The sequence below is a fragment of the Mesorhizobium sp. KR2-14 genome, assembly GCF_040049255.1.
Classification (GTDB): Bacteria; Pseudomonadota; Alphaproteobacteria; order Rhizobiales; family Rhizobiaceae; genus Pseudaminobacter.
In genome coordinates this window covers 848604-861716 of the sequence record NZ_JBDZDR010000002.1, presented here as the reverse complement: position 1 = coordinate 861716, position 13113 = coordinate 848604, and the positions used below count along the sequence as shown (strand labels likewise).

The 13113-nt window shown below is 63.7% G+C and carries 6 protein-coding genes; 3 read left to right on the top strand and 3 right to left on the bottom strand.

The window, feature by feature from the left end; translation table 11 throughout:
- The first annotated feature begins 12 nt into the window (after nt 1-12).
- Nucleotides 13-843 (top strand): alpha/beta hydrolase, encoded by an 831-nt coding sequence (locus ABLE86_RS08630; protein ID WP_348778503.1) that lies wholly within the window; start codon nt 13-15, stop codon nt 841-843.
- A 134-nt stretch (nt 844-977) separates the two neighbouring features.
- A complete protein-coding gene (locus ABLE86_RS08625; RefSeq protein WP_106725628.1) occupies nt 978-1214 on the top strand; it encodes an Lrp/AsnC ligand binding domain-containing protein in 237 nt (78 codons plus the stop codon).
- Nucleotides 1215-1268: 54 nt separating this feature from the next.
- Here the strand turns inward: ABLE86_RS08625 and ABLE86_RS08620 are convergent, their stop codons facing one another.
- From ABLE86_RS08620 to ABLE86_RS08610, 3 genes are all read right to left on the bottom strand, one after another.
- Nucleotides 1269-2033 carry a heme ABC transporter permease gene (locus tag ABLE86_RS08620; RefSeq protein ID WP_348778502.1) on the bottom strand — a complete coding sequence of 255 codons (765 nt, stop codon included), beginning with the start codon at nt 2031-2033 and terminating at the stop codon, nt 1269-1271.
- Nucleotides 2034-2107: 74 nt separating this feature from the next.
- On the bottom strand, nt 2108-3883 hold the full coding sequence (locus tag ABLE86_RS08615; RefSeq protein WP_348778501.1) for a glucan ABC transporter ATP-binding protein/ permease: 1776 nt from the start codon (nt 3881-3883) through the stop codon (nt 2108-2110).
- 245 nt (nt 3884-4128) lie between these two features.
- On the bottom strand, nt 4129-12783 hold the full coding sequence (locus tag ABLE86_RS08610) for a glucoamylase family protein (protein WP_348778500.1): 8655 nt from the start codon (nt 12781-12783) through the stop codon (nt 4129-4131).
- Between ABLE86_RS08610 and ABLE86_RS08605 the strand changes: the two genes are divergently transcribed.
- Entirely contained in the window at nt 12767-13099 is a 333-nt protein-coding gene (locus tag ABLE86_RS08605; RefSeq protein ID WP_348778499.1) for a hypothetical protein, read from the top strand. The genes ABLE86_RS08610 and ABLE86_RS08605 overlap by 17 nt on opposite strands.
- The last annotated feature ends 14 nt before the right edge of the window (nt 13100-13113 follow it).

The following is a 13113-nucleotide window of genomic DNA, read 5'->3' as shown; positions in this document are numbered from 1 at the left end:
GGGAGGCATGAATTGTCGGGAAACAAGATCACGGACTGGGACGACGCCTATTCGAATTCGGCGCATATTCCGGGCGGGGACGCCTACCCGGCCAAGTGGCACGCCGCGGCAACAGCGTTCCGTGACGAGATGCGTGGTGCCGGGCGCCTGCGCGAAGACATCGCCTATGGCCCCCACACGCGCAACTGCTACGACCTGTTCCTGCCGCAGGCGGATGCCAGGGGGCTCGTGGTCTTCGTGCATGGCGGCTATTGGATGGCCTTCAACAAGTCGGCATGGTCGCATCTGGCGGCGGGCCCGCTCGCACACGGCTATGCGGTGGCGATGCCTTCCTACGTGCTGGCGCCTGAGGCGCGCATCTCCGACATCACAAGGCAGATCGGCGCAGCGATCAATGCGGCCGCGCGCGAGATCGAGGGGCCGCTGCGCATCACAGGCCATTCGGCCGGCGGCCATCTGGTCAGCCGCATGAACACCGTAACCTCGCCGCTCGACCGCGACGTGGCCGCAAGGCTGCGCAAGACCGTCTCGGTCTCGGGCCTGCACGACCTTCGGCCCCTGCTCAACACAAGCATGAACGAGACGCTGCGGCTCGACCTCGCCGAGGCGCGTGCGGAAAGTGCTGCGCTGCTCGAGCCGCTCGACGGCATGGACATCACCTGCTGGGTGGGCGCCAACGAACGGCCCGAATTCGTGCGCCAGAACGGCCTGCTGGAAAATCTGTGGAGCAGCTTCAACGTTGAGGTCTCGAGCGTCGAGGAAGCCGACCGGCACCATTTCGACGTGATCGAAGGTCTTGCCGACCCTGATCACAGGCTGGTGCGGACCCTGCTCGGCGTGTAAGACACGAGCTGGACCGGCCGCTTCCGAGCCCCGCGCAAGAACGGGCTTTGCAGCGAATGCCGGATTGTCGAATCAACGCATGATGTTGGACCGGACGGCTAATGCGCCGGTCGAATCCTGTGCAGGAGAGCAGAATGAAAACCGTATTCGTCCAACTGCAATGCGTGCCGGGCCAGACCTATGCGGTCGCCGACCAGCTCTATGAGCGGGAGGTTGCCTCCGAGCTCTATTCGACCAGCGGCGACTACGACCTGTTGATGAAGATCTACATCGACGACGATGTCGACATCGGCAAGTTCATCAACGAGAACGTGGCCAATGTGCCGGGCATCGTGCGCTCGCTGACGACGCTGACCTTCAAGGCGTTCTGAGAGACAGCGAAACATTGCGGCCTTGATTCAAGGCCGCAATCCAATGCCTTGTTTTCAGTCGGCTTTCCGGTCGGCGCGGCGCGCTGCGATATAGCGCATGGCCATCACGCGGCGGCGCAGGATCTCGGTGCGCATCGCCATCAGATGCAAGGTGAAGAACAAGACTGTGAAGCCGGCGGCCATCACCATCAGCGGCCACAGCATGCTGGAATCGATCGTCGGGCCGCCCATCCGGAACACTGATGCCGGTTGGTGAAGCGTGTTCCACCACTCGACCGAGAACTTGATGATCGGGATGTTGATGAAGCCGACCAGCGTGATAACGGCGGCCGCACGTGCAGAGCGCGCGGGATCGTCCAGCGCCCGCGTCAGCGCGATGATGCCCAGATACATCAGGAAAAGCACGAAGACCGAGGTCAACCGTGCGTCCCACACCCACCAGGTACCCCACATCGGCTTGCCCCAGATGGAGCCGGTTACCAGCGCGAGCGCGGTGAAAGTGGCACCGATCGGTGCCGCGGCCTTGAGCGAGACGTCGGCCAGCGGGTGACGCCAGACCAGCGTGCCGAGCGACGACGCCGCCATCAGCGAATAGCACATCATGGCGATCCACGCGAAAGGCACATGGATATACATGATGCGGACCGTGATGCCCTGCTGGTAATCCTCGGGCGCGGCGAAGCCCAAATAGAGCCCGGTGGCCAGCAAAGCCACCGAGAGGCCGCCAAGCCACGGCACCACCCTGTCGGCCAGCGCCAGGAAGCGTGTGGGATTGGCTAGATCGATCCAGCGGCCGGGCCGCGCGCTTGTTTCAGTCATGCCGGCCTATCTACCGCGAGCAGCCGGCCCCTGCAATGCGGGAGGTCGCCGCAGGCGCCTCCCCTTTTGGTGGGTCACGCCGCCTCCGGCTGCACCGAGACGTGGCTGAGCGCGCGCACGTCCTCGTCGGTCAGCAGGCCACCGGCACGCAGGAGTGCTGCGAAGCGTCCATTGGTTGCCGAAAGCTCGGCAAAACCGCCCATTTCCACGATGCGGCCGTGGTCCATGAAGACGACCAGATCGGCATCGCGAACGGTGGTCAGGCGATGGGCGATGATGAAGGTCGTTCGGCCCTGTCGCACGCGGTCGATCGCATCCTTGACCCGGCTTTCGGTTTCCACGTCGAGCGCGCTGGTGGCTTCGTCCAGAACCAGGATGGGCGCGTCCTTGAGGATGGCGCGGGCAATGGCGACGCGTTGGCGCTCGCCGCCCGAAAGCTGGCCGCCGCGTTCGCCGACATTGGTGTCATAGCCCTCGCTCTTGGCCAGAATGAAGTCCTGCGCGGCTGCCGCCTGGGCCGCAGCGTGCACATCGGCGTAGCTGGCGTTTTCGCGGCCGATGCGAATGTTGTCTTCGATCGAGCGATTGAAGAGGCCGGCATCCTGGAACACGGTGGCCATGGCTTGGCGCAGCGACTTGCGGGTCACCGAGCGCGTATCCACGCCGTCGACCAGGATGCGCCCGCTCTGCGGCGTGTGCACGCCCTGGAGGAGGTTGATGAGGGTAGTCTTGCCAGCCCCCGTCGGGCCGACGATAGCCACGGTCTGCCCGGCGCGGATCTCGAAGGAGATGTCCTGCACGCCATGGCCGGAATTCGGAAACTCGAAGCTGACATTCTCGAAGCAGACATCGCCCTTGACGTTTTCCAGCTCGCCCAGGCCGGCCGGCTCCTCGCGCTCCGCCACCGAATCTTCAAGCTGGTAGAAGGCCTCGAGCTTGGCACGGGCGTCGAAGATCTGATTGACGAAGTTCGAAACCTGATCGAGCCGGCTGATGAGCAGCGACGCAAAGCCGGTGAAGGCCACGATGTCGCCCACGCGTAATTCGCCGCGCGATACCAGCAGGGCGCCGATCATCAGCACGATCATCATCGAGATCGTCGAAGACAGGCGGTGCAGCGCGCTGGCAAGCGCCCACCAGTCCAGAACCGGATACTGGGCCTGGAGCAGGTCGCGGATATGACCGCGCAGCTTCTGGGTTTCCACTCCGATGCGGTTGTAGCTCTGCAGCACCGCGACGTTGTTGACCGAATCCGTCACGTGCGAAAAAACTTCGTGATAGTGCGTCTCCACCTTGGCCTGGCCGTCCTTGGTCTTGTGCATCACCACCCGGCCGATGGCCACGTAGAAGACGCCAAGCCCCAGCAGCACCAGCGACATGCGCACATCGAGCGAAAGCGCCGTCGGCACCAGCAGCACCAGGGCCACGGCGGTGGTCAGGTGCTGGCGCATGAACTCCAGCCAGAGGCTGAACAGGCTTTCCACGGCGCGCAGCAGGGTGTGCAGCGCCTGTGACGTTCCGCGCTCATGATGCCACGACAGGGGCATGGCGACGACCTGCTCGAACGATTCGCACAGCAGCGCGGCGCGCCGGGCGTGGGCCATGCGGTCGGCGCCCCGGGCTACGAGCACATAGGCAAGGATGTTGAAGGCGCCCAGGCTGGCCCAGATCGCCAATGTCGGGACGACTTCCAGCTTCTGCGAGATGGCATCGATAACCCTGCCGAACAGTATCGGCTCAGCAATGGTTACCAGAGCAAGCACAATATTTGCTGAACAAATGAAAAAAACGCGCCGCTTTTCGGCAGCCAGATAACGAAGCGCTCGAAAATAGACTTCCAGCAATGACACGAAACTCACCTCGTGAAAGCTAAAGCCGTGCCGCACACCATCGCTGCACCCAGCATTGCCTGCCGCACCGCAAGACAATGCTCACATACAGACTTGGTTCCGCCTTTTCGAAACAACATCGAGCAACGTGCCGTAACTTGGCGTGATCGCATAACAGCTTGAGATTAAAGAAAAAATGTCAGCCATACGGCAAAATGATGGCGACCGGCCCCGGCAAGGGCCGGCCGCGAAAATATTCTTCGCGGCTAAAAAGGAACCCGCACCAACACCTGGCTTTCACCCCCGGGTTTCAGCTCGATGGAGTTCCCGTCAACCCGCTTTCCGTCATGCTCCATCGCAGCTTTGCGGATGCCTTTCTGGCGCTCCACGCGGATGTCATACACCGCGCCGCCCAGCTTCAACCTGGCCGAATAACCCTGCCAGTGCGTCGGCAGAACCGGGTCGATGACAAGGCTTTCGCCCTGCCAACGGATGCCCAGGATGCTCTCTGCTGCCGCACGGTAAAGCCAGCCTGCCGACCCCGTGTACCAGGTCCAGCCTCCGCGCCCTCCCTGATCGCCCACCGAGTAGATATCGGCGGCGACCACATAGGGTTCGACCCGGTACCTGTTGGCGGCGGCTTCGTCCAGCGAATGGTTCACCGGATTGAGCAAGCTGAAGCAGCGGTAAGCATCGTCGGCACGCCCCATTTCGGCCAAAGCTATGACAAGCCAGGTGGCGGCGTGGGTGTATTGGCCGCCGTTTTCACGCACACCGGGCGGATAACTTTTGATGTAGCCGGGGTCTTTTTCCGTGTTCACGAACGGAGGCGTGAACAGTTTGACGATCTGGTTCTCGTCATCGACCAGCATCTTCATGGCCGAATCGATAGCGATCTTCGAACGCTCGGGGTCGCCCTGGCGGGACAAGACGCTCCAGGACTGCGCGATCGAATCGATTTTGCATTCCTGCGATTTGGAAGAGCCGAGCGGCGTTCCGTCGTCATAGGAGCCCCTGCGGTACCACTCGCCGTCCCAGGCCGATTTCTCCAGAGCCTGCTTCAAGCGCCGCGCATGCTTCTCCCACCGGTCGGCACGCCTCGAATCGCCCTGCTCGCGCGCGATGGGCGCAAAGTCGCCGAGCGTCTTGAGCAGGAACCAGCCCAGCCACACACTCTCCCCCTTGCCCTCCTCGCCGACGCGGTTCATGCCGTCGTTCCAGTCGCCGCCGAGGATGAGGGGGAGACCATTGGGGCCTGACCGGCGAATGGCGAGTTCAAGCGCCCGTGCGCAGTGCTCGAAAAGCGGCGCGGTCTTCTTGGAAACCTCAGGAGTGAAGAAGCGGTCGTGCTCGCCTTCCTCGAGCTTCTCTCCCATCAGGAAGGGTATGTCCTCCCGCAGGATCGACACGTCGCCTGTCACGTTCACGTAATGCGCGGTGCCATAGGCCAGCCAGACCACATCGTCCGAGATGATGGTGCGTACGCCGGCGCCTGTCCGCGGCAGCCACCAATGCTGAACGTCGCCCTCCTCGAACTGCCGGTGGGCGGCATTGATGATCTGGTTGCGGGCAAGCTGCGGGTCGTGCATCAGCAGCGAAAGCGTGTCCTGCAACTGGTCGCGGAAGCCGAATGCGCCGCTGGCCTGGTAGAAGGCAGAGCGGGCGCGGATGCGGCATGCCAGGCTTTGATAGGGCAGCCAGTGATTGACCAGCGCATTGAAGGGCTTGTCCGGTGTCTCCACCTGCAGCGTCTCGAGGAAGCCGCGCCAGTTGCGATCGTTCTCGGCGAGGCGATCGTCAAAATCCCGCTGCCGATGACGCGTGACGAGTTCGCTCGCCTCTTCCGGCGAAGCGGCATCGCCAAGAAGGAAGAGCATGGACACCTCGCCGCCTGCCGGCACTTCGACGTCGCGTGCCAGAGCCGCACACGGGTCCAGCCCAGCCTCGACACGGCCGGACAGCTCCAGCCCCCGCACCACCACATGCGGCCTTTCAGCGGTTCCAAGATGGCCGATGAACTCGCTGCGATCAGCGGTGACGGTATGCGGAGCACCATCGCCGGCCAGGAATGCTACCCTGTCGCCGAATTCGAGGCTGAAGGCGTTGTTCGCCAGCAGCGCCCCGGTCCGGCGGTCCTGCGTCGGCACGATGGTAGGAGCCGACTTGGCGCGATTGTTGCCCAATACCCATTCGGCATAGGCATAGACGCGCAGGCGCACCGATGCGCCGCCCGAGTTGCGGATACGCAGGCGCGAGACCTTCACCGGGTCCGTGGGATCGACGAGCTGGGTCACCTCGGCGGTCAGAGGGCCCCTGAAAGCGGTGAAAGTGCTGACACCCTGTCCGTGGCGCGCCTCGTAGACGATGGATTCGTCCCGGACCACTGCCGCGAACGGCGAAAACGCCTGCCCGTCGGCATGGTCATAGATGTAGATCGCCTCGCCGGGACGGTTGCTGACCGGATCGTTCGACCACGGGGTCAGCTGGAAATCGCGGCTGTTGCGGCTCCAGGTAAAGGAAGCGCCTTCGGCTGAGGTGTGGAAGCCGAACGACGCGTTGGAGATGACGTTGATCCACGGCTGGGGCGTGGTGCGCCTCCGGTCGAGGCGCACGACATAGTCGCGGCCATCCCGGTCGAACCCGCCAAAGCCGTTCCAGCCTTCCAGGCCCGAACCATCCGCGACCGCGGCGGATCTAGCCGGAAGGCTCGGTTCGAGTTCCGTCGCCAATGTACCTGCCATGGCTGCCTCATCGGCAGCCGCGAGATCGCGAGCCTTCAAGGCTGTCGCTTCCGCGCGCTCGATCTGATCGAATATGGTGCCGTTGCGCGTGTGCAGGATGACACGCGCGACCGCCAGCAGCGTCTTGTAGGAGGTATCGTCCATGAGGTCGCGGCGCACAGCGAAGATGTGCTGGCGCGGGCCGAGCTCCTTGCCGCGCAGACGGCTGTTTTCGGCCAGCGTCTCGATGGCCTGCTGCAGGTCCTGCACGTAGGATGATGCCTGCTCATTTATGATGACCAGGTCTGCGAACAAGCCGCGAGCACGCATATACTCCTGGAAGCGCAGCGCCTGAGCGACGATCTCGAGATCGGCAACGTCGCCGATGCGGAGCGCGAAGATCGGGAAATCGCCCGAAATTCCCATCGGCCACAGGGCCGACTGTGGCCCAAGGCCGGCCACCACGGTTTCCGCCGGGGCCCGCAAGTAGGGATCGGGATAGATCAGATAGCGAGCCAGCTTCTGAACATTGGCCGCATCCGAGAGGCTGAGGCCCAAGTGGCGCGTCTGGACCTGCGAGCGTGTCCAGGCAAGCATGGCCTGGCGCGGAAAGCTCTCGGGATGGTCGAGCCGTGTCACGGCGGATTCGACTTCCTCGCGGTCGCTTCCGACAACTGTCCAGAAGGTCAGCGACACCTTCTTGTTGGCAGGCACCCTGACCCGGCAGCGCAGCGACATGATCGGGTCCAGCACGAAGCCGGAACTGCCGCTGAGCCGGGCGCCTTCGTCGAAGGCCGCCGCATCAGCGATGGTCCGCCCGCGCCCAAGGAAGGCACGGCGGTCCGTCTCGGCCTCGGTATCGCGGGTTACGCCGGATGCGTCGGTCACGAAATGCGCCAGGAAGATATCGGGGTCGCTGTCCGAACGCTTGCGACGCGTGGCGAAGATCGCGCTGCTGTTGCCGGCTATTTCCGTTTCCACGAACATCTTGGAGAAGGCAGGGTGAGCGCTGTCCGCGGCTTCCGGCGCCAGCACAAGCTCGGCATAGGAAGTCACCTCGATATGCCGGTCGGCAATGCCGTCATTGGCGATGGTGATGCGCCGGCCCTCGCCATTGCCTTCAGAAACCACGATGCACTCGACCTCGGAGCGCAGCGTGCCCACTGTCTTGATGAAGCTTGCCTTGTCGTCGCAGAACAGCGTCTGCGAGTGCTCGGAGGCGGCGCGCTTCGGCTCCTTGGTGGACGACCACCAATCGCCGGTTTCGATATCGCGCAGGAACAGATAGCTGCCGAGCCGGTCTTCGACCGGGTCCGGCTGCCACCTGGTGACGGACAGCTCATTCCAGCGGCTGTAGCCCGAGCCTGTCGCGGTGACCATCACGGAATAGCGTCCGTTCGACATCAGGTTGGTGGAGCGCAACGCCCGCTCCGGCTCCACGACCAGGCGCGTGTCGGCGCTCTGTTCGAGCGTCTCGACCTTGCCGCGTTCGTCTGCCTCGGTGCGCACCGCCGAAACGGTAACATCGCGCGGGGCCTTTTCCTGCAGCAGCAGTTCGGCCGCCTCGATGACGGGGTCGCTGTGGAACCGATCACGCAGCCGGCCCTCGAAGATGGCGTTGGCCACGGCGGCAATCGACATGCCCTGGTGATGGGCCATGTAGTTGTAGACCACCGCGTGGTTCGAGCCATCGGGCACGCGCTGCGGCGTGAAGTCGACCGCGTCGTAGTATCCGTAGCGACCGAGCGCGCCGATGCGTCTCAGGCGCTCGAGATTCTGAACCGCTTCGTGCGGCATAAACTGGGCGGCAAGCACGGTGGCGTAAGGCGCAATGACCGTGTTGCGGCCGAGGCCGCGCTTCAGCCCCAGCCCCGGCACGCCGAAATTCGTGTACTGGTAGGTCATCTCGCGGTCGCGCGCATTGTAGGCCGACTCCGAAATGCCCCACGGCACGTGCTTGGAGCGGCCGTATTGCATCTGGCGGTAGATCACCAGCTTGTTGGTCTGGTTGAGCAGCCCGCCTGCCGGCTCCTTCATGACCAGTGGCGGCATGAGGTACTCGAACATCGAGCCCGACCACGACATCAGCGCGCCCCTGAAGCCGATCTCCACGATCGGCCGGCCAAGCCTGAACCAGTGCTCGGTGGGGATGTCGCCCTTGGCGATGGCGAACAGGCTGGTCAGCCGCGCTTCCGACGCCAGCAGGTCGTAGCAGCTTTCGTCCAGCTGATGCTCCTCGACGCGATAGCCGATCGACAGCAGCTTGCGCTCGCGCCGCAGAAGGAAGGAGAAATCCATTTCAAACGCGAAGCGCCGCGCGCGCTCCTGCAGGTTCTTCAACTTGGCGCGGAGCTGCTCAATGGACTTCTCGTCACTGTGCGCGTCGTGGACATGCGCCTCGCATGCCGCTTCCAGCTTGGCCGCCCAGTCGATCAGCACTTCCGAGCGGGCCGAAGCGACTTCGGTGTGGATGGCGCTGGCCAGCTTGCGGATCTCGCCCGACAACACCGCCAGGTTGATGGTGCGAATCGACGCCATTTCAGGCTGCAGCTTGATGGTTGCCACGGCCCGGCTCATGCCGTCGATGCGATCACGCAAGCGCTGGCGCAGCGGCCGAAGCTGGCGGCGGTCGTCCGGGAGGGCGTCGAGGTTCTCGGCGAGGATCGCAACCGCGTCGAGGAGGCCGTCGAAATCGCCCTGCAGGTGCACCGAAGGCGCTTCCGCCCATTCGGCGCAGGCCGCCGCGACCGTGACCAGGTGACCGGCGAGATTGCCGCTGTCGACGCTCGATACATACAGCGGCTGCAGCGGACGCAAGGTGATCGTGTCGTACCAGTTGTACAGATGGCCGCGGTAACGGGTCATCCGCTCGATGGTGCTGAGCGTGTGATCGATCCGGTTTGCGGCATCGGCCAGGCTGATCCAGCCGAAGTCTCGCGCCGAGATGACCGAAAGCAGATAGACGCCGATATTGGTGGGCGAGGTGCGGTGGGCGACGACCGGCTGCGGCGTCTCCTGGAAATTGTCCGGCGGCAGGTAGTTGTTGTCGGGCGTCACATGGGTTTCGAAATAGGCCCAGGTGCGCCTCGCCACGATGCGCAGCCGCTGGACATCGCGCTCCGAGATGCGCAGCCTGTCCTCGGTTTCGGCCGAACGGCTGATAAGCCAGGCGAAGGCGGGCGAACCGGCCCAGAAGATTGCGAAGAAGAACGCGACGAAGCTGCCGGTCGAGTCGGCCGCAACGGGAATGGCGAGGCCGGCGATCGCGATGATCACCGCGCCGCGCATCAACCGATAATAGGAGACAAGATCGTTGCCGTCGCTCTTGTAGGCCTGGGAAGCGGTGCGCCACTCCAGCAGGTTCTGGCGGCTCACGAACAGGCGGTACAGCGTGCGGATGATGGAATCGCCCATCATCCAGGCATTGTGCGCCATGAGCACGACGCGCAAAGCCACCATCGCAGTGCCGAATGCCACATCGCGAAACAGCGCGCTGAAATGGCCGCGCGCCGTGGCGTCCCGCGTCTTGGGCAGCAGCGAATCGACGATGTCGAAAGTGGGCGCCATGAATAGGCTGAGGATAAGCAGCGCCTGCCACTGCGCAGCCTGCGTGAAGGGCAGCAGCGTCCAGCCCGCAACCGCCGCCGCCACCCAGAATATGGGCGTGAGGGTGCGGCGCAGATTGTCGAGCATCTTCCACCGCGACAGCGCCGGCACCCCCGACTTCGGGTCCAGCATGAAGCCGAGCAACTGCCAGTCGCCCCGCGCCCAGCGGTGATGGCGCGACGCGTCGACCGAATAGCGCGTGGGATAGTCTTCCACCACTTCGACATCGGTGACCAGTGCCGAGCGGGCCAGCGCGCCTTCCAGAAGGTCGTGGCTGAGAATGGTGTTCTCGGAGATGCGGCCTTTCAGGGCCGCCTCCATCGCGTCGATGTGATAGAGCCCCTTGCCGGTGAAGGAGCCATCACCGAACACGTCCTGGTAGAGATCGGACACGGCAAACACATAGGGGTCGAGCCCCCTGTTGGCCGAAAACACGCGCTGGAAGAACGAAGCCTCGTCGCCGGTCGTCAGCGAATGGGTAACGCGCGGCTGAAGAATGGCGTAGCCGGCCGTAACGCACCTATGCGTGGCATCGAATTCGGGGCGGTTGAGCGGGTGGCGCATCTTGCCCACCAGCCTCTTCACAGCGTCGCGCGTCATCCTGGTGTCGGCATCGAGCGTCATCACATGGACGATGTTCTCAGGCAGCGGCGCATCGGGCGGCAGGAAGGTGGTGTCGGCATCGCCGCGAAGAAGCAGGTTCAGCTCATGCAGCTTGCCGCGCTTGCGCTCCCAACCCATCCAGCACTTCTGCGAGGGATTGTAGAGGCGGCGGCGGTGCAGCAGGTGGAACAGCGGCGCGCCCTCGCCCGGATAGCGCGCGTTCAGCCTGGCGATCTCCTCGCGCGCGTGGTTGAGGATCTCCAAGTCCTCGGCGGTCTGCTCGGACGCGCTGTCGGGCCAGTCGGAAAGCAGCGCGTAGTAGATCTCGCCATGCATGTTGGCCAGGTGATGGACCTCGAGCTGGCGAACGTTCTCCTCCACATCGTCGCGTGAGCCGATCAGCGACGGCACCACGACCAGGGTGCGCGCCTCGGCCGGGACGCCGTCCTTGTACTCGTAGCCGACCAGTCTTGTCGGCCGCAGGAACAGCAGCACGATCGTGTTGAAGAACGCCATCGCGCCTTCGCTGGCCGGCACGGAGAAAAGGATCAGCATCAGCGCAATGGACGGCGACGACAGGCCGATGCGCGAGAGCGCCAGCCCCGTCAGCGTGAGCAACAGCGCCGTCAGGGCGAATACGGGAACGACGATACCCAGCCAGCCGGTGCGCCGGAACACCCTCGCGAACCGGAGCCGGAGTCCGGGCCGATAGCCGATGGCCCGTTCGAACTCGGCGCGCTTGGGGCCGACCAGAAAGAAGCCGATGTCATTGCACTTCGCCGCAGCCGGAACAGGCTGGCCCTCGCCCTGCATAGGCTGGCCTTCGTCGGGCGCGGGCAGGACTTCATCGGCGGCCTGGGCTTCATCGGCCGCGAGCTGGATTTCATCGGCCGCGACCGCGATACGCCCGCCCTCTTCCACCATTTCGGTCGCGCGCTCGGCGACGTCATATTCGGTGAGCTTCGAGCGCCGCGCCAGATCTTCGATGGCGGTGCGGTACTGGTCGCGCGACTGGAAATCGAGCTCGCCGAAATTGCTGCGTTCGCGCAGAAGCGCATCGACGGGGCTGACGGATTCGAACCACAGCGTCCAGTCGACGTCGTTCAGAAGGCGCAGGCCGCGGATGATATTGCCAGTGGTCACGTTGCCGCTGGAAAGCATCTGGTGCTCGCTCAGGATGGTCTCTTCGGCATCCGAACCCGCGGTTTCGAGCTGCTCCTCCAGCCACACCAGCGCTTTTCCGGCATTCTTGGAGCCATCCCGCAGGCGGTAGAGCATCTGGGTGGCGAAGGTGGTGTCACGCGCATGGGCGGTGTAGCGCGACAGGATTGTGCGCCAGGCCTCGCCGTCGCTCGCAGCCATGATCTGGTCGGCCACGTTGTTGGCGATCTGGCGCATCTCGTGGGTCCTGTAGACCCGCACCGCCAACCGGCGCAGATTCTCGATCAGCACGAAGCGCAACAGTGAGGGAAGCGCCCACAACTCACCGATGCGCATCGGCTCGACACGCTGGTAGCCATCGACCAGCGCCTTGAACATCTCCGCCGAGACGGTGCTGTCGGAATGCGCCACATAGACCCACGCAAGTGCAAGCGCGCGCGGCGCCACCACGCCGTTGGTCAGCTCGATGGTGGGAAGTTCGCGATAGAACCGGCGCGGCAGGTCGCGCTTGATCTGAAAGATGGTCTCTTCGACCAGATAGTTGTTGTCGAGCAGCCACTGCGCGGCCGGCGTTATGGTCTCGCCGCGGGCCTGCGCCGCATTGGTGGCGCGATAGACCTCGAGGATCTTTTCCGCGTTTTCCTTGTTACGGGCGTGGAAATCGAAGGTCTCGAGGCCGTAATATTCCGTGACCTCACGGCGCGCCAGGCTCTCACCCAAAATCCTCAGCCGGTCCTCCGGCAGGAAGTTCGATCGGATAGGCTGCTCTGCGCTTGCGAGTAGGTCAGAAACTGCCTTTTCCAGCAGGGCGGGGGTGGTCTGGAGATTCATCAATGGCGATTCCGCTCAACAGCAAACTGGCCGCGCCTTCGACGCAGCCATTTTAGGGCCAGAACAGTTCTGGTGGCGATTGGTTGCATCCAAGCAACGGCCAAACGGTCTTTTCTCAAAAATTATGAGTCAGCTGGAAATGCGTCGGACATTTCCCAATCAAAATCTCATTGGAATCAATGGGAAGACAAAGGATGTGAATTCGGGCATTTTCGTGTTTGAAAGCCCGTTTTCCACCGCCGGCGTGCGGCTCGCCTGGAAAACACATCGGCAGACGATCGAAAACGCACGACCCGATCGCGCCGGCAGAGCATAGGCGGAGCTATGCCG